The organism is Fibrobacter sp., from assembly GCA_012523595.1.
GTDB lineage: Bacteria > Fibrobacterota > Chitinivibrionia > Chitinivibrionales > Chitinispirillaceae > JAAYIG01.
In genome coordinates this window covers 56,698-74,660 of the sequence record JAAYIG010000164.1, presented here as the reverse complement: position 1 = coordinate 74,660, position 17,963 = coordinate 56,698, and the positions used below count along the sequence as shown (strand labels likewise).

The 17,963-nt window shown below is 39.8% G+C and carries 17 protein-coding genes; all 17 read right to left on the bottom strand.

The features are described from left to right. Positions 1–22: 22 nt before the first annotated feature. Entirely contained in the window at positions 23–1,261 is a 1,239-nt protein-coding gene (locus GX089_11230) for an ABC transporter permease (protein ID NLP03060.1), read from the bottom strand. Beyond that, positions 1,258–1,971 carry an ABC transporter ATP-binding protein gene (locus GX089_11225; GenBank protein NLP03059.1) on the bottom strand — a complete coding sequence of 238 codons (714 nt, stop codon included), beginning with the start codon at positions 1,969–1,971 and terminating at the stop codon, positions 1,258–1,260. The genes GX089_11230 and GX089_11225 overlap by 4 nt, the downstream gene beginning before the upstream one ends. Continuing rightward, positions 1,964–2,584: a hypothetical protein gene (locus tag GX089_11220; GenBank protein ID NLP03058.1), complete on the bottom strand. Its 621-nt coding sequence runs from the start codon at positions 2,582–2,584 to the stop codon at positions 1,964–1,966. The genes GX089_11225 and GX089_11220 overlap by 8 nt, the downstream gene beginning before the upstream one ends. A gap of 149 nt (positions 2,585–2,733) precedes the next feature. Beyond that, a complete protein-coding gene (locus GX089_11215) occupies positions 2,734–3,828 on the bottom strand; it encodes an ABC transporter permease (protein NLP03057.1) in 1,095 nt (364 codons plus the stop codon). Beyond that, positions 3,825–5,258, bottom strand: a complete 1,434-nt coding sequence (locus GX089_11210; protein NLP03056.1) for an ABC transporter ATP-binding protein — start codon at positions 5,256–5,258, stop codon at positions 3,825–3,827. The genes GX089_11215 and GX089_11210 overlap by 4 nt, the downstream gene beginning before the upstream one ends. Positions 5,259–5,264: 6 nt before the next feature. Next, positions 5,265–6,071: a hypothetical protein gene (locus GX089_11205; GenBank protein ID NLP03055.1), complete on the bottom strand. Its 807-nt coding sequence runs from the start codon at positions 6,069–6,071 to the stop codon at positions 5,265–5,267. 153 nt (positions 6,072–6,224) lie between these two features. After that, positions 6,225–7,658: an aspartate aminotransferase family protein gene (locus tag GX089_11200; protein NLP03054.1), complete on the bottom strand. Its 1,434-nt coding sequence runs from the start codon at positions 7,656–7,658 to the stop codon at positions 6,225–6,227. Between the two features lie 11 nt (positions 7,659–7,669). Beyond that, complete coding sequence (locus GX089_11195; GenBank protein NLP03053.1) at positions 7,670–8,902, bottom strand: hypothetical protein; 1,233 nt, start codon at positions 8,900–8,902, stop codon at positions 7,670–7,672. Positions 8,903–8,905: 3 nt separating this feature from the next. Further along, positions 8,906–10,117 carry a hypothetical protein gene (locus tag GX089_11190; protein ID NLP03052.1) on the bottom strand — a complete coding sequence of 404 codons (1,212 nt, stop codon included), beginning with the start codon at positions 10,115–10,117 and terminating at the stop codon, positions 8,906–8,908. A gap of 17 nt (positions 10,118–10,134) precedes the next feature. Further along, positions 10,135–10,812 carry a hypothetical protein gene (locus GX089_11185; protein ID NLP03051.1) on the bottom strand — a complete coding sequence of 226 codons (678 nt, stop codon included), beginning with the start codon at positions 10,810–10,812 and terminating at the stop codon, positions 10,135–10,137. After that, the gene (locus tag GX089_11180) at positions 10,796–11,746 is read right to left on the bottom strand and encodes a radical SAM protein (GenBank protein NLP03050.1); all 951 of its coding nucleotides are present in this window, start codon (positions 11,744–11,746) and stop codon (positions 10,796–10,798) included. Before GX089_11180 ends, GX089_11185 begins: the two co-directional genes overlap by 17 nt. Before the next feature lie 15 nt (positions 11,747–11,761). After that, positions 11,762–12,493, bottom strand: coding sequence for a hypothetical protein (locus GX089_11175; GenBank protein NLP03049.1), 732 nt, complete (start codon positions 12,491–12,493; stop codon positions 11,762–11,764). Beyond that, positions 12,493–13,443, bottom strand: a complete 951-nt coding sequence (locus GX089_11170) for a radical SAM protein (protein NLP03048.1) — start codon at positions 13,441–13,443, stop codon at positions 12,493–12,495. The genes GX089_11175 and GX089_11170 overlap by 1 nt, the downstream gene beginning before the upstream one ends. Positions 13,444–13,568: 125 nt before the next feature. After that, positions 13,569–13,874, bottom strand: a complete 306-nt coding sequence (locus GX089_11165; GenBank protein NLP03047.1) for a hypothetical protein — start codon at positions 13,872–13,874, stop codon at positions 13,569–13,571. A 75-nt stretch (positions 13,875–13,949) separates the two neighbouring features. Further along, positions 13,950–15,662 carry a radical SAM protein gene (locus tag GX089_11160; protein ID NLP03046.1) on the bottom strand — a complete coding sequence of 571 codons (1,713 nt, stop codon included), beginning with the start codon at positions 15,660–15,662 and terminating at the stop codon, positions 13,950–13,952. A 114-nt stretch (positions 15,663–15,776) separates the two neighbouring features. After that, positions 15,777–16,574: a nucleotidyltransferase family protein gene (locus GX089_11155; protein NLP03045.1), complete on the bottom strand. Its 798-nt coding sequence runs from the start codon at positions 16,572–16,574 to the stop codon at positions 15,777–15,779. A gap of 91 nt (positions 16,575–16,665) precedes the next feature. Further along, complete coding sequence (locus GX089_11150; GenBank protein NLP03044.1) at positions 16,666–17,142, bottom strand: hypothetical protein; 477 nt, start codon at positions 17,140–17,142, stop codon at positions 16,666–16,668. Positions 17,143–17,963: the final 821 nt, after the last annotated feature.

Here is a 17,963-nt window from a genome sequence, read left to right as displayed (position 1 = left end):
ACCTCATCACCGGGGTCCCAGATCAGAACTGACGCAATGCATCAACAATGTTCAGTTTAGAAGCCCGTTGGACAGGCAGAAAGGTTGCAAAAATTCCAGTAACTGAGCTTGCGACCACACTGATCCATATAATAGTATGGTCAATTACAATATGAATAGGTATCCTGTCATCCTGACCCGGAGGAGGGGGAAGTGTTATCTGCATTTCATTTATCAGAGGTCTTATCAACAGTGTAATTACAATTCCAATTATACACCCAATAAGACATAACAAAACTCCTTCGGTCATGAGCTGAGATTTCACCTGAAACCTGGATGAACCCAAAGCGCGGAGAGTACCGATCTCCTTTGTACGATCATTTACAACCATGTACATTGTATTAGAGATGTTAAACATTATTATTGAAAAGATGACCAGACCTAAAACAAAAGTGATTCCTTTGAACATAGCTATAATCTGACGGTAGAATACCGCCAATTCACTCCAGGTCCTGATCTCCAGATCAAGATTATTATCTTTTATAAAGGCGTTGAGCGTTTTAATAGCAGATTCCATATCTTTTTCGTTTTTAAGGCAGACAATTATTCTGTGGATTTTATCATGACCAAGCAGTGAATGCGCTACATGCAAAGGCATATAGATCTGCATACTCTCTACAGCTTTAAGCATTCCTCTGTAAATCCCACTGACATTTACAGAAATCGCATCTTGAGCACCATCTTCATTTGAAGCAAAAAGAACCACTTCATTTCCAACTTCCAGGTTTAGTTTTCCAGCCATATGCCTGCCAATAATTATCTGGTCCCCGGCATCTTCACCGTAAAAGGCCCCGCTTATGAGTTCTGGCGACATAAATATCTCAGCATCCGGATTTCCGGCTACTCCCATAAAAATTGCCGATGCTTCAGAAGTACCAATCATACCAACAAGCAGGTGCCTGTAGTTGATGAAATCCACAGATGATAATGTATCGATTACACTGCTGATTTTCATATAATCCTCTTTAGCAATCATATACTTGTAAGATGTCTCATCATCATCTGAATAACCTTTTCGTAAGATCTGAAAATGACCATACTCTTTGCGTATTGCCTCATCTTTCAGTCCTACTTCCATTACTTTTATATACCCGAAGAAAAGCATTATCGTGACTGTTCCTGCTATAACACTGGCCAGGGTAATAAAAGACCGGCGACGGTTGCGCCAGATATTCTTTAACGGCATGGTAAGATACAAATTATACAGATCAGAAATATTCATAAACACCTTTGATGCTGTCTTGATGATGTATCGCTGCTTATTGTGCCGTCAGTCAGAGTTATTACTCTGTCCTCTTCCGAAAATAAACTTGTGTTGTGTGTGGATAGCAGCACTGTCGCGTTTTCCAGCTCATTCACTTTTCGCAAAAGGTCAATAACAGCATTACCATTTTGTGTGTCAAGATTTGCAGTTGGTTCATCAGCCAGTACTATTTTCGGATTATTGACAAATGCTCTTGCTACAGCAACTCTCTGCTGCTGCCCGCCCGAAAGCTCGTTTGGAAATCTTTTCTCAAATCCTGACAGACCCACCAGTTCCAGAAGAGTACGCACCCTCTCTCTGCGCGTCTTCTCAGGGATACGTGAACGCCATAAAGGATAACTGACATTTTCAAAAACATTTAATATCGGAACAAGATTGAAATTCTGGAAAATAAACCCGAAGGTATTCCGTCGCAAAAAAGTGAGCTCATTATCATTACACTTCCTGGATACGGTAATATCTCCTATCTTGAGAAATCCGCTATCTACTTTATCCAAAGTGCCTATAAGATTCAGGAGTGTCGTTTTACCGCTCCCAGAAACCCCTACCAGGCCTACAAATTCACCTTGAGATATGGTAAAACTGACATTTCGGATAGCTGGAACTGAAACCTTCCCCATCCTGTATGATTTCGAGATTTCTTTGGCACTGATTACAAACTCACTCATATTTACCTGCAATCGGTTTATGGAGTTTTTTAGTGTGAGCGGTAAGTAAGGAAGTGTCTACCTTCAGAAAGTTCTCACGCGCAAGTTCTCTCTGTTTCCTGTAATCATAGACTATTGCTCTTGCAAGATATGCTTCTGTGAGACCCTGCTTAAAATAAAACGAATTTTTTTCTTCTGCAGGTAAAATATCATATTTTTTTATGTAAACATCTGCATCATCCAGTATTATATCATCGGGTCTGGAACTTCCAGCAGGCATACTTACATTTACACGAAGCCTCCCTAACCGTGCATCGATATTTTCAGGCAACTTCGCAATCACCAGGGAAAAAAGGTTCCTTGCTTTAGCTATATATTTCATTATATCTTCGATACTGATATTAGCACCACAGTAGGCAGTATAAGAGTATGCCAGTAATAATCTTAATCTGTTGTTCGATTTGTCTTCAGACCATGCACTTTCGAGTACAACAACACTTTTATTTAGTAAAGGAGTCATTTCCTTCTTTTTTAACCCCGGTTTTGTACCCTCCAGAAAAAAGTAAATACCGGCTTTCATACGATCTGTAATGGATGCTGATTTGTCATTATATACATCCAGACTTTTGGACATCTCCTCAAATCCCAGAAAAACGTTTGGAAAAAAAACTGTAGAGTCACAGACCTTTTCCTTGTCTGACGCGCCAGCCAGATAAAAGCAAAACAGGATTATACCAACAACAATTTTTCCCATATCAGCACTTTCTTTACAAATTATTCTTCCTATTTCCAACGCCACAATTTCAAAGACAAAATACTGAAGATAGATCCACAGCATCCCAAAATGGTAATATTCAGCCAAAGTGGAAAATAACCTGTATACCCAGTCATTGTCTGCCTGAGAGCATCACCAAGATATGTTAGTGGAATAACAAAAGAAATAATATTCATAAAGTCAGGAAGCATTTCTCTGGTAAAGAAGATCCCAGACAGAAACATCAGTGGGAAATTGACTGCCTGGCAAATCATCTCTGCGCTCTCGTAAGTTTTAGAAATTGCAGCAATAAGAAACCCTAAACTGATGAATACCAGATTACCCAGTATTGCAATCCCGATAGTTGCAAACATGTTGACTGAAAACGGCAAATGCAGCACTACACTGCCTGCAAGCAAAAACAGGACACTCTGTATCAGTCCAACAGTTAATCTCCAGATTGTCATCGCCCCGATAAATTGAGACCTTGACAGCGGTGTTAGACCAACTCTCAGGAGAATCAATTTTTCACGCTGCTGAACAAGAGGAAGAGAAGTTGCAAAGAGGCCAAGCCACAATATGGAAATAGCAAGGAAATTTGGAAGATAGAACTCTCCAAGTGAATCAGTTGTTTGTTTTATTTTTTCCTCTCGAATACTGAAGATTTTCTCAGAAGCAATTATCTCACGATTAAGCTCAGAAACAATCAAAGATAGAACCTGACGTGCAGGTCCAGTCGAGATGTTTCTGTTTGGATCATAGTATACCTTCAGCTCTGTGGGTTCATGATCTCTAAGTCCTCTCCCCATACCTTCCGGAAGAACCATCACTGCATCCACTCTGGATTTTTCCAGATCCTCTTTTGCCTTCTTTTCATCAAGGACTATGATCGACACGTTTGCACTATCAGCATGTTTCTTAAGCAAAGAAATCATGGATTCAGTAACCGCTTCCTCATCATGATTAACCAGGCAAAGACGAACATTCAAATTTTCTGTTCGGGAAAATATGACACCAAAGAAAATCCCTAATACTATAGGAAGCAGAAAAGAGATTAACAATACAGGAATATCCCTCAGATACAACTTGACCTGTGCTATATATAATGCCCAAAACGATCTCATGCCATTTTCCCTTTGGTCAGTTTTAGAAATACATCCTCAAGACTTCCCTTCCTGACTATTATTCCTTCAACTTTCCCGTTCGCAAAAGACACATCACACAATGCTGATAATGTAGCCCGCTCATCAGTGGAATTCATCACAACTTTTGACTCAACTGTCCAATAACTTTTTACACCTGGAAGAATGGCAATTTCCTCTCTGGTTACAGTCCCATGGACAGTTAATTCAATTGTCCGTTCACCAATATATTCAGAAATAAGCTGGGCGGGGACACCCTCCTGGATAATTTTTCCTCCTGCCATAATCGCGACTCTGCTGCACAAATGTTCAGCCTCTGCCATATCGTGGGTAGTAAGGAAAACAGTACGTCCTTTTCTGCGAAATTCAAGAATCACATCCCAAAGCATCCTTTTAACAGACGGATCCAGCCCTGTGGTAGGTTCATCAAGAAATACAAGCCTGGGATCATGCAATAAAGCAATCGCAAGGGAAAGTCGCTGAAATTGCCCGCCGGATAAATGCTGAACTCTGGTCTTTTCGATCTGCCAGAGATCCAGTCTCTCCATGAGTTCGAAAAAAGACGGAACACTCCGATATAAACCCGCAAACAGCCTGATCGTTTCTCCAACTGTAAGAAGCGGATAAAAACCTGTAAACTGGACCTGTACACCGAGAATTGACCTCAGCGATCGGGGTAGACCTGTTTTGTTTGGTTCCAGCCTATGTCCAAGAACTGTAACAGCTCCACTGTCAAATTGACGTATACCCTCAAGGCACTCAATTAAGGTTGTCTTTCCAGCTCCATTTGGTCCCAGCAACCCAAAGCACTCTCCTTGAGCAACCTTTAAATTTATTTCATTGAGCACAATTCTGGAATCGTAGGATTTTTTTAAACAGATCAACTCCAGTGCTGCAGATGAAGGATTAATCATTCCCAGAGAAGAGCTGTTCGACAGAGTCCCCCTGACAGAAACCGTCTCCGGATTTTTTTGTTTCCCGGAGAAATTCCTGAACCAGTCAATACATTCCTGTATTAAAAGATGGCTGTCCCCTGAAAAATAACTGTCAATATCCTTGTCAGTCTGCTGAGTCGGAAGTATTCTCTTTGCTTCAGCGGGCACAAGGTTTACAAACCGCAGCAGTTTTTCAAGAACTTCAATCCACTCCTCGCTTTTATCCCTGAGCACAGCAGTATCATTACCACCGCTGCAGTCCTCTATATTTCTTTTCCATTCATCTGAAATACTCTTCAATTCCTCGATACTGCGACCAGTCGTTAATTTCAGACCATTTAAGGCCAATGCCTGGAGTCGTCGAGGCATATCTTTGTGATTAAACTCCCGTTCAAGTATATCGATATAATCACGTAACTGGGAACTCAATCGAATTCCATCCTCTATTACTTTTTCTTTCTCAGCTTGCTCTTCCATACGATGTCAGACTCTTGATAAATGGACAAATCGACGCTTTTGGACGGGAATTATCTTTCCGTTATCTTTTTCTATCGAAGCTGTGATCAGCTCTACCAGATCACCATGAATTATGTCAGAAGTCTCACAATTCAACAGAATTTTACCAAAAAAAAATGAGTTTCCCGATTGCGTAATACCTCTTTTCGCTGATTCCTTGTGTACATTTAAGACTCCCTGGCTGCGATATTCATATTGGCACACAGGAACACCATCTATCTGACAAAATCCTATTGGCTTTACTAAAAATCTACCGTTTTTGAAATATGATCTTCCTTGTTCACATCCCTTAAGTCCAAGCTGAACATAAGTTCCCCCAAGAGCAACCAGTTCTTCTGTTCCATCTCTAAGCGTACCATCAATGGCCATATTTGCAATTCTTGTACTGAATTCCTCAAAAGTCAGCACATCCCAGTTCATCATCAACATTAAATTAATTGCCGGGGTTGCAGGACACGAGGAAAACCAGTTTCCAATTTCTATATCTTCACCCGCACACTCATCGGTGCCACTATCTGATTCTGTAAATGGTTTTTCACCCTTAGGCACACTTATTGTCTTAAAATACTTGAATTCCATTCCATGCGCGAATGTCCATTTGATTGATCCATTGTGTCCAGTCTGATCTTCCGATGTAAAATTCACATCTTTCCACTGATACCGTGTCCCGATTGACCATGAAGATATATTCTTTTCAAGATGTCGTTCCAGTAATGCATTGATACTCTGACGCTTAGTTGTATACCCCCATGGTGAGAGGTATTCATTTTCCATAACCATTTTCATAATGCATGATGAACCAGGTTGGAGGTTCTGTTTAAGTCTGAAATATTTTTCCAGCAATTGCTTAACAGATCTCCGCCCGAGGCCGAAAAAAGTTACAGGCCACTTACTTTCAACCAAAATCGACCACCTTTACCTGTAATGTCAAACTGTATGCTTCTGGAGTAATTTGAGGCTGTTTTGCCTTTTGGGCATACTTTTTAACAACCCTGGCAATTCCTGCAAACTCGAAACAACTATGTCAGCAATCCGATCCGCTTCATGTCTACTTATTGTAAGTGGTGGTGCAATATGAAGATGATCACTTTTCAGGCGCAAAAAGAGCCCCCGTGAACGCATTAAAGAAGTCAAAATATCAACAAAAGGTGAATCATGACTGAATTGGCGTTTTGTCACTCTATCCTGTACAAGCTCCAGACAAACCAATAATCCTTTTCCACGGATATCACCTGTGAACGGATGATCAGCAAGGTCATGCTTCAAACGAGACAACAGATAATCCCCAACCTCTGCTGCATTATCCGCCAAACCTTCTTCTACGATACAATTGATATTAGCCAGAGCGGCTGCACAGGAAACGGGGTGACTTGCGAACGTGTACCCGGGAACAAGAAATGCCGCTGGTGGTACACTCGAAGCAATCTTCTCGTTCATCACAACTGCACCCAGAGGAGAATATCCAGAGGTAAGAGCTTTTGCAAAAAGCATAATATCCGGGGCGGTATTAAAATGCTCCATTCCAAAGAGCTTCCCGGTGCGGCCAAACCCTGTTACAATTTCATCTGCAATCAACAAGATTCCATGTCTATCACAGATCTGCCGGATTCTTTTCCAATACCCTTCCGGAGGAATGGCAACGCCGCTGGCAGTAGAAATCGGTTCAGCAATAAACGCTGCAACACTTTCACTTCCCTCTTGTTCAATTACTCTTTCAAGATCTTCAGCACATTCACAACTGCATGATTCGGGACAGAGTCCAAATTCACAGCGGTAACAGTATGGATGGGCAGTACGAATTATTCCAGAAGGGCGCGGGCCAAAAGCATCGGTAAAGAGATCATAATCTGAAACTGAAAACGCCAGAAGAGTAGCACCATGGTATGAACCACGACGTCCAATCAGCTTATACTTTCTGGGGTTACCGGTTAATTTGTGGTACAAACGGGCAAAACGCAATGCAATTTCTACAGATTCCGATCCTCCACAGGTAAAATATACCCGTTGCATTGGAAAAGGAATTATTGATATGAGTTTTTCTGCTGCTTTAATTGCAACAGTGTTGGAGTATCCTTCCTCTGAAAGAGCATACGCCATTGTATTAATCTGCTTCTCTATGGCTTTGATGATCCTTGAATTTCCATGCCCTGCATTAACCACCCATACACCCGACATTCCATCGATATATGCCTTCCCGTCTGTATCGTAAACCATATTCCCTTCTGTACGCTCAAAGATCAAAGGGCCATGGTCCTGAACTGTCTTTTCAAGACTTGATCCGAATTGCCATATAAATTTCCGGGCATTCTCCTGAAATTCTTCAGTCTTCTGATGCCCTGTGGTTTTATACTTACCTACCATCTCTTTCCTCTTTACATTAACTGTTCTTCAAGTGGCCTTAGCCTGGATAACTTTGAAAAATATACCTGTTGTTTTTCTCTAATCTCACTGATCGCTGATTCATCAAACAGATACTTTTCAATAGCTTTCTTACATTTTGATGGTTCCATAACCGGTACTGTTAGAAAGGTCTCCTGATAAGGATTATCTGCAAACACATATGAAAGAAATTTGGACCATCCCCAGGGAAACATCCTGAACGCAAACACACTGGAGACATGCTTTGTGACATCCTGGTACCAAGACGGCATTTTTGGAAGAATTGACGAGATTCTCTGAAAATCAAGTACTTTGAAGTTATTCAATAGTATAGACGGAGTGCCCAGAAAAACCGCATTGGATAAAGTGATAGAAATTGCATTAGTACCCATGAAGAGGTCTGCATGTGCAAGACACTCCCGGTAGAGGTCCGATTTTAAAGCCGGAAAATAACGATAATCAATTGTAGATGCAATCGGAAAGGTCCACTGGCGCGGCCCGACATGAATCAGTGTAACCGGCTCACCCACAAGTGAGATATTCCCATGTATAATCTTCGGCATCTGTTCAATCATTGCTTTTGTTGACACAGAGTTAGAAACATCCACGTATTCCCAACTTGAATTGACTGTAAAAATGACTTTCCGGTCCAGATTTATTGAGAGCGCTTCAGCCCACATTGACCGGCTCATTTTCGGCTTATTATCATTCTTACCGAAAAGCCTGCAGGTTATTATTCTGGAATCCTGTGAAGCATCAACTTTGTTAAGAGGACATGGGCGAATCAGAAAATCACAGCTTTTTATCAGTTCCGGTCTTATTTTGACTGGAGGCGCATGAGTGAAATCCCATTCAAAATTAGTCGATTCCCACTCATATTGATCAAAACTGCCAAGAGGCAATCCAAGCCGCTTTAAATACTCGAAATCTATGCCACACCAGACAGATGCATATTCCATTGTGTATACATCTGCACACAGAATTCTGCCTGGATTAAAATCCGTAAGGATCTTTTCAAACAGTGTTCGATTCTCCCATGTGGTTGTCTTGTCCAGACTCATACATGGTATTCCAGCCGACCTTATATAGTTGGCTCCATTAGGATGACTGATAAAAAGCAGTTCAAAGCCATTTGACGGTAGATGACGCACCGTTTCCAGGGCTATGGTTAACTCTCCATTGGAAAGATGTCCCAATCCAAGTACAAGAATACGATTATTACTCATCTATCATGCCTCAATAGCTTCATCCGGTTCCGGAAGTTCAACCAGTTTTTTCTTGAAGTGTTCTATTCTTTTATTGAATTCTTCACGATAAGTTGATTCCAGCATGGACAGAATTGTACCAGTTATTTTTTCATTATCATAAATCTCAATATGAGGAAGTATGCTGTAAAACGGATTATTGGTAACTATAGGATCTAGAAACAGAAACCACCCTACAGGAAACATCCGAAATGGATACACTTTCTCCAATGCAGCCACTTGTGCAGGCTCAGGAGCTTTTCTACCTCCCGCCCATCCTTTTCTGTCTTTGAACTTGAAATAGGAGTTTTGCAGCAGCAAAACCGGTATTCCTTTTAGAGCCACCTCAACCATCGATGTGGAGATAAAGTTATTACTTACAAGCAGATCTGCTGCTGAAATGAAAGTTTTAAATTCTTCTTCAGGCATGCTTTCTATATGACTAAAATTCTTACTACAGTTTGTGGGAAAGAATCTGCGAGGCCCAACGCAGATTATTTGTATATCCTGAGGTAAATTTGTCATAGAACTATAAATTGAATCATAACAGGATGAGATGAATTCAATTGTTTCTGGATAAAGACGGTGATTCTGCTGCCAGGTTGCGTTTGTAATGAATACAATTTTCTGATTTTCATTTATCCCAAGTTTGTTTTTAGCATCTGTCTGTTCCTTTTTTCCTACCGGTTTCTGCATCTCAAACAATGAGTAACGAACTGAGCCTGTCTGTTTATTGGTAAATGGTGAAAGAATCGGACAAGGCTGCAGGAAAAGTGATAAATAACTGAAATCAAAGCTTTTAATTTTTCTGTCAATAAACCCAAAAGTATCGACTTTCCCGGCAGTTTTCTTTAAATCGTATAAATCAAATCCTCCACAAGGACACTTGAACAGCTCAAGGTCTTCAAATGTCAACCCATAATGGGTATCGCAGAAAGCATAATTTAACAAATCACTGAGAATAACAAGATCCGGACCGAACGCGCTTTGGACTTCTGAAAAGGTGAGCCTGTTAAGTCGTTTTCCGTGGGGAATCAGAATGCGGTATTCAAAACCACTTCGTTTAATACGGCTCTCGTGTGATGGGGGAACGATAAAAAGGCATTCTGCCCTTTTTAATCGTTTTGCAAACTGAATTGCAATGGTCAATTCTCCCCATGCCCAGTAGCTTGTGTTAATGAATACTATTTTTCTCATTACAATAAACCGTTAAATCAGCAAATTACCTGACTTTTACCGGCGGGAAATGCTTTACGCAATCTTTGTTCAACTATACACAGTAGATCATCACAACCTTTTGCGTGCAAAACCTGCTTAAGAAGAGCCAGAGGAATACTGAGCACTCTTGATAGAACCCCTATTTTTCCTTCTGGTATTTCGCCGGCACCACGAAGCAGAATCTCCCTCCCTTCAGCCTCTTTCCCCTGGCTGAAATAGACAAGGCATAATACCGCAAACGGGATAAAGAAATAGGGCTGCGGGTCAAGTTTTTCCTGAATACTTATCATATGCAACTGGTCCCGGACAGCATCCTCAAGACGATATTCCGGAGGCAGAAGATAGCTGGCAAGCATACTGTTATCAGCTATTTCCAGAAGAATCGCTACTTGAGAGCGGATATAAAGAGCAGGCCAATGATCTGCATCCAGATTAACTGCCCTGGTGCAGGAATTGATGGCACCACACAGAAACCTGTGCTTCGCCTGACTCTGCTCTACAATGTTCATGAATTCAAAACAACACAGACCATACTCATACCAATACTCAGCGTTTTCAGTGTCATTTTCCGCACGCTGAAGCAAATTTGCGGCAAATTTCTCCGGGAATGATTGCCTCGCAGCAAACCTGATTGTCTTCCATATCGTGTCATCTTTACTATCTGGCAATCGCATTGACATCCTCCACTCTGGGCATATTTATTCCATAATTATAACCGATCTCACTCCACCCAATTTTTGCAGCATATTCCTTATAGACTCCGCCACAAATCGATTTACGTTCACATTTCATGCATGGAGTACCATGAACCCGATGCATCCGATCCATCATCTCGGAATAATCATCATAAACAAACGACCTAAACAACATTTTGAATTGTTCGTTCTCCCATTCGATCACATAGTTTTCTGCTCCTCTTATACAGCAATACGGGAAACCCTCTAAGGTAATTTGTACATTTGCTTTATCAACCATTACTGCAGTAGCAACAACTTCAGATTCTATATCGCGATATCTGGGTGTTACCTGATCAAAATTACGATAAGCTGTACCGGCTGTATGTAGAGCTGAAATGTTAATATGATCAACTCCTTCATTTATCAATAAAGATGCAATCTCCTGAATCTGACCCTGATTCATCTTTGATACAACAGTGTTGGTCCGTACTGATGCACCCAGTGTTTTTACATTGCGGATACCCTGCATCGCCTGTTCAAAACTCCCACTGACCCTTGTTATAGAATCATGAGTTGCACTGTCTTTGCCATGCATCGACACTACTACAAGGCATACTCCCCGTTCAATTACCTTTCTGGCAAAATCGATATCTGATAACTTGCGGGCATTTGTCTGAAGAATGATCTCAGAATATCCACATTCCTGTATTTTCTCCAGCAAATCAAGAACATCCCGCCTTGTTGTTGTCTCCCCACCATGTAAATTCACAGCCACATACCCTGAATCACGGTTTTCCTCCAGAAAGGCATCTATTTTTTCGCGGCTTACCTGTTGTTTAGTCTGGCAAGGAGAATCGACAATACAAAATATGCATCTGTTATTACATAAATCAGTAGTATGAATACTCAACATTTTTTTTGCATTCTGCATAATTAAATTAGTCCTTTATGTAAGTAAGGTATAAGTCATATTAATACTTTCAGCTATTGAGCGGGATTTGGGGAAAACTGTCATTGCCTTTTGCTGGACCTGAAGCGCAAATTCCTCCAGGCATAATCTCTTTAAAATTATAATTACATCGAGAAACACCTGGCTTAACAGTCGAGTATGATAAGTCGGTTTGCATTCGACCTTGTCACATGCTCTTTTGAACATTTTATATGCACCATCAATATTCCCGCTGCCAAGCATTTCTCTTACCTGCCCCATATAAGGACACATGAAATATGGTTCTGAATATACTGACCTTCCCTGCATCTCTATCAACACTTCTCTATCTTCATATGGCTTTACAATTGAAGCGCCTATTGAATGAACACCCGATGACATTTCGGCAAGCCCATCTGGAATTCCCAATGAAATTTCACTTCTAAGATACCTTGGCAACCACCAGGTACTATGAATTTTCAAACACTCGCTCATAATCATGTAACCGCTGACCTGAGCTTTGGCTCTTTCTATTGCCTCTGTCTTAGGACCGATAAGCAGATATATTGCAATTGCCAGAGAAATGGCTGATTTCTCATCTGAAGGGTTACTTTCATGCTTTTTTTGAAGAGCATTCAAAATACGAGACCTTGAATTACTCTTCATACCCATGGACAAGGCCAGTAAAATCTCAAATTCATCTTTTGAAAACGGAATTATGTCTTCCACATTGGTGTTGATATTTGACATTAGATTCCTATTCCTTTCCACCCGATTTTCTTTACATAGTCTTTATAAACACCACAACATTTTTCAGTGCAGGGACAATTTGTACAAGGCCCGCTTTTTATACGAGTTGTTACAGTTAGAAATTCATTGAAGTTACTCATTCTCATTTCTCTATACAATACATTCAACCTCTGCTTAGACCAGTCTACATAGTAACGGGAATATGCTGGAACCGCACATAATGGAAATCCCTCAAGAGTCACTTTCCTGTCATGTGTAATAGCATATTCAATTGCTTGCTCAATGTATGGACGGCATTCATCGTAACCTATTAGCAGATTGTCTAATTCTCGGAAAGCGCTTCCACCTGGCTGCATAGCAGAAATATTGATGTGATCGACACCTTCATCTATTCCTTTTTTACATATATCAGTCAAATGCCTATAATTACCTGAACAGGCTACCGTAGTTGTTCGTAAATAGTTATCATTTTTTTTAATCGATCGTATACCATTTATTATTCTGTCAAAACTATCTGGTATCCTGGTTAAAGTATCCATAAGTTTTGATTCATGAGCATGAAAACCCACAGTATAAATGTCTATTCCGATTTCATGAACACGTCTGGAAAATTCTTTCAAACCCAGCATCAAAGCATTTGTCTGGAGAATGATGGTTTTATAACCCGATTTTCTGATATAGGAAAGCAAGTTTATGAAATCAGGTCTGATTGTCGGTTCCCCGCCATGAATATTTACTGCAGTCCATTCAGATGGATCGTGTTCATCCAGAAAACTGATAAGCTGTTTTGACTGTACTGTATCAGTCAGACTGGAGTGTGAATCTTCACCACAAAATATGCATTTACTATTGCATCTATCGGTAAGATGAAGGCTTAATGTCTTTGGCGGATATAGAACACCATCAGAAGTGTGTATATCACCTATAATCGAATCATATTTGACCTTCATTGTATACCCACATTTATTGTTTTCTAAAATTCAGGAACATCAGAAAGAATTACAGAGATGCAGGAGATTCAGGGAGCAATGACACGAGGTATAAAAGGGAAGAATTGCTCCCTTTTATTATTATTTTACTCCTGAAAATCATCGATAGAATACATCTCAGCATTCGGATCTTCTCCTTCATCCGGAGTGTAGACCGCAGCATCTGCCGAAAAGAATTCTTCAAGATTATCAAGAGTAAGCTTCTCGATATCCTCAGGAGACAGATTCTTCACCATGATAATCTGAGCATCATTCAGTTCGTACTCCTTTATGGCTTCATCCGGGTTTTCCATCAGGAGCTTTTTAAATTCTGGTTCACATGCCACACGTTTGAAAAGCTCTACTATCGGGGAATCATTTTCCACATTCATCTGAGAATCCATATCAGACATTTGTACCTCCGGAAAATTCTATTGGTGAATTGATAACAATCTGCCTTCGATTATGCCTAAATCCATGCATAATCATCAGCCAGATACAATAACCGTTTGTTTTTGTTTTCGTTTCAGTGCCAGATGAAGATTACACAGACGAATCTCATCAGTAATACTTAATGACTTATACAAATCCATTACCTTCGAAAAATGCCTGTCGGTATCAATCTCTACCTGCTCCACAGATCTTCCGTTTACCTCTTTGAAGGAATAGATCCTGAAATTACCGACTGAGACTTTTTCACACCGTTCATTCCTTACCTGTAACAAATGATCCTTATTCCTTTTCAGAATGTCTTCATATTCAAACCTGTTTTTAATCAACTCTATCCCGAATTTATCAGGTTTCATCCCAATCAGTGATGAGGGGACAACAAAATAGCGATTTACAGCAAATGTATTGATATATTCACGGTTTTTCAGAATAAAATCACAAGTTGCCTGAAAATCCTCATCAAATTCATGTGGCAAACCGATTATAACTTCAAGATCAACCCAGATTCCCTGCTTTGAACAAAGTCTGATTATTTTTTCAGCATGATTAAGATCGAGTCGTTTATCTATCATTCGCAGTAGTTTTTCACTCCCGGTCTCAAACCCGAAGATTAGTTTTCTACAACCTGATTCATACATCATTCGAATAAGATTTTCATCAAGGTTGTTAAACCTCGCACAATCACTCCAGTACAACTCTAACTTTCTTTTTGTAACCTTGGAATGAAATTTTTTTACAAAACCTGGCGAACTATTGAATGTATTATTGAAAAAGTAAAAATAAGGAGACTTGTATTTTTCCATCATTATTGCTAAATCATCAACAACATTCTCCGGATCTTTTGTAATTACTTCATGTCTTGAAGGATTACTTTGCACACAGAAAGCACATTTAAAAGGACAGTTGTAGTTAAAAATATAGGGGATAAAAGTGACCTCTTTCCTTTTTTCAACTGGTAAACAGAATCTGTTCATTGCAGATGCACGTAAAGTATGGGGAAAGGGCCATTTAAAAAACTGAATATGGTTAAGATTATTCCTTCTGTTGTCACTGATAGAATTATCTATGCATGTTGAATAGTAAGATAATGGTAAACCAGAAAAATCAGGCCTTGTGAGAGATGGTTCATCGGGTGTATTACAAACAACTATATCACCTTTATAATAAACAACTCCAGGTAGAGCTTCCGGTTGAATTACCTTCCCGGATTTAAACAGCGAATCTGCCATTCGGACAAGGACTTTTTCTCCCGGTCCAAAAATGATGTAGGGGAAAATCTTACATACTACACTCCAGAGCTCATGAAACGATTCTCTGAAATTATAAAGATACTCAACATTTTCTCCACCAAAAACAATTGTGGTATCATACTTTTCCTTTAAATACTTCCCAATCAAAAACCCTGTGTGTATTTCAAAAAAGGAATAATTCGAACCAAGTGATATACCAACCAGTTTTCCATTTGAAAAATCAATGTCTCTCAGCAAATTTCTTATGAGAAAAGCATATTGATCTTTCATTGAGTATTGGATACTATTGAGAAAAAGGTCCTTATCATACAGGATTGTGAATTTTTCCTTGCTCAGTTCTTTTATCTGCCTGGCAAGAGAAACATTCAAGTCATGAGTTATAACATCGAATCCATTTTCACAGAGATACCCCTGCAGTACACCCAATGAAAGCGGTGGTATATTAGTCCGCATATAGAATGGCCGCTCGCCAGGACTTCCCAGTAAAATTATCTTATCCATTTATATTTGCCACAGATGATATTTGGTTTCCCTGATTTATTCAGAAAAAGGGCAGCTCTTATTTGTATATGAAGTATCCAGGAAATAAGAATATTTGACTCAATTACGAACTATTTACTTGTCTCTCTGGCAACGATACCTGATATTTGCCAAAGTAGTACAATCTTCCTGGATTCTATTCAATTGGTCTGATATCAGAAGCTCCTCAGCCAGCTTCAAATCTGCCAGTTCATTGACATTTATATAATGAGAACAAAGACAGGAATAGTAGACCTTCTCCCCAGCATCAATTGCAGCTTGAATCAGGTCAGGAAGTTCCTTCTCACCCCGGACCGGATTTACCAGGACACTTTCTATGTAATCAAAAATCGCATTCTTGAACAATACATGACCTGTACCAATCAGATTATTTAGTGGCCGTGATGGTTTTTCAATCAGGCGAAAAACTCTCCGCGATTCATCATGAAGCAGAGTATATGTTTTTTTAATCCGTGATATATCCGACACAGATGCAACACCAATTGTGCAGATATTCTGTTTTTTTATTGCTTCGGAAATAAATTTCTCATAATCTGAACCGATAACGATCTCATCACCTAACAGGAGAAAAAAATCACTCTCCTTTACCATCGACTTAGCACACAGAATCGCGTCAACCAGTCCTTTTTGTTCACGCTGAATTATGTATGATATTTTTGTACCATAATAGGAGATACCAAAATGATTGATTATGTCCTCAGCACGATATCCAACAACAATCAATATCTCATCAATCAGTGGAACCTGACAGCATCTATTAATTACATGCTCAAGAATGGGTTTGCCATTTAACAAAAGCATACACTTGTTAACTTCATCGGTTAATGGTCGAATCCTCTGGCCCTTTCCTGCAGCTAAAATAAGCGCCTTCATAATTCCTCATCACACCTGGTTTATGATATCTTCATCCACTTAATGTTCACCTTGAATTCAGCCAGTAACTTTATTTGAAGAATAACAATGATCAGAACAGGTTTTTCCTGCAAATTGATTCGAGCTGGTATTTACTTACAGTGACACTTGCCGCTCCCATCCCTTCAACAACTAATACAATTGATACACCACTCTGATTCCGGATTACTCTGCCAACCAGCCCTTTTAAAGGTCCTGATATTACTTTTACAAGATCACCAATACAGTAATTGCCTGCACTTACAGGCACTATTTCAATACCACTATTGTTTACAACGTCTATCCGGTTTAATTGTCTTTTGAATTTGGTTTGTCCCTGAACAGGAAGAATCGTAGAAATTCTGTTAAAAGACAGCAGAGGGTAAGGGTTTTCTGAGATGAAAGGAACATAAGAAGGGAACAGAACCAAAACAGATTTTCTTTTTTTGCCGTCCGATCTTCTCGTTACTTTTATATAACAGGGAATGTAATACCCGACCCCGCGCTCCAGAAGGTCACGGGCAAACGCTTTTTCCTGCCGAGGTTTCACTTTTGCAATCCACCATGTACCTTCAGATTCAATAATCGGGCGATCCAGATTACATATGGGTGGATTATCTTTGTAAGAAATGATGCCCATTTTCTTTGATGCCTGAAACCATTATGATTTTACAGGTACAAATGGATCAGGTATACCTTTTCAAAATGCTGTTTTAAAAGTCAGGAATCCATAAAAAGAACGGAAGCCTTTGTTCTTCATAAAGGTTTACTAACTACTTGAAAAATCTGCTCAAAAGCTGTAGAATCTTATTACCCGTCATACATCGGACACACACCTGTAAACCTTGATACTCGTACGTTCATGTCTTTCATGAACCGTATGCAGCAGGGGGAGGGGTCAAACAAGTCGCGTTGTATGCCCCTCAACCTGTATTTTTCCCTTTTTAATTTCAAATTTAGATACACTTTGACCCCGTGGGTGTCACCCACGCTTTTGTGACGTTAACAGATTCAGTACTTCTGCATATTTGCAGAACAATACAGAATGATAGGACATACTACCTATCAATGGTTCCGGATTTTCACTGGAAAATGGAACCACCTGCTTTACTGTTTTCTAACCCTTATTCGGTTTAGAATCTTTTTGGAAAGGTGAGCATAAAAGGAGTGACTTTACTCATTCAAGCCCTCATTCCGTGATGCACCCTCTATAAACCCTCAAATCTTTCTCGCGTTGTATAGAATCTATAGAGGTTTTGTCAATATACTATTGGTAATTTGACAGGTCAATATTTATTAATACAAAAAATCATAATTCGTCTACTCAATCCTCCAAAAAACACCACAGCTTCAACTTGAATCCCCAATGAC

What these genes read in the sequence shown, in the direction of transcription:
- GX089_11230 (NLP03060.1), bottom strand. Translation starts at nt 1,261, where the DNA reads ATGAATATTTCTGATCTGTATAATTTGTATCTTACCATGCCGTTAAAG.
- GX089_11225 (NLP03059.1), bottom strand. Translation starts at nt 1,971, where the DNA reads ATGAGTGAGTTTGTAATCAGTGCCAAAGAAATCTCGAAATCATACAGG.
- GX089_11220 (NLP03058.1), bottom strand. Translation starts at nt 2,584, where the DNA reads ATGTCCAAAAGTCTGGATGTATATAATGACAAATCAGCATCCATTACA.
- GX089_11215 (NLP03057.1), bottom strand. Translation starts at nt 3,828, where the DNA reads ATGAGATCGTTTTGGGCATTATATATAGCACAGGTCAAGTTGTATCTG.
- GX089_11210 (NLP03056.1), bottom strand. Translation starts at nt 5,258, where the DNA reads ATGGAAGAGCAAGCTGAGAAAGAAAAAGTAATAGAGGATGGAATTCGA.
- GX089_11205 (NLP03055.1), bottom strand. Translation starts at nt 6,071, where the DNA reads ATGGAAAATGAATACCTCTCACCATGGGGGTATACAACTAAGCGTCAG.
- GX089_11200 (NLP03054.1), bottom strand. Translation starts at nt 7,658, where the DNA reads ATGGTAGGTAAGTATAAAACCACAGGGCATCAGAAGACTGAAGAATTT.
- GX089_11195 (NLP03053.1), bottom strand. Translation starts at nt 8,902, where the DNA reads ATGAGTAATAATCGTATTCTTGTACTTGGATTGGGACATCTTTCCAAT.
- GX089_11190 (NLP03052.1), bottom strand. Translation starts at nt 10,117, where the DNA reads ATGAGAAAAATAGTATTCATTAACACAAGCTACTGGGCATGGGGAGAA.
- GX089_11185 (NLP03051.1), bottom strand. Translation starts at nt 10,812, where the DNA reads ATGCGATTGCCAGATAGTAAAGATGACACGATATGGAAGACAATCAGG.
- GX089_11180 (NLP03050.1), bottom strand. Translation starts at nt 11,746, where the DNA reads ATGCAGAATGCAAAAAAAATGTTGAGTATTCATACTACTGATTTATGT.
- GX089_11175 (NLP03049.1), bottom strand. Translation starts at nt 12,493, where the DNA reads ATGTCAAATATCAACACCAATGTGGAAGACATAATTCCGTTTTCAAAA.
- GX089_11170 (NLP03048.1), bottom strand. Translation starts at nt 13,443, where the DNA reads ATGAAGGTCAAATATGATTCGATTATAGGTGATATACACACTTCTGAT.
- GX089_11165 (NLP03047.1), bottom strand. Translation starts at nt 13,874, where the DNA reads ATGTCTGATATGGATTCTCAGATGAATGTGGAAAATGATTCCCCGATA.
- GX089_11160 (NLP03046.1), bottom strand. Translation starts at nt 15,662, where the DNA reads ATGGATAAGATAATTTTACTGGGAAGTCCTGGCGAGCGGCCATTCTAT.
- GX089_11155 (NLP03045.1), bottom strand. Translation starts at nt 16,574, where the DNA reads ATGAAGGCGCTTATTTTAGCTGCAGGAAAGGGCCAGAGGATTCGACCA.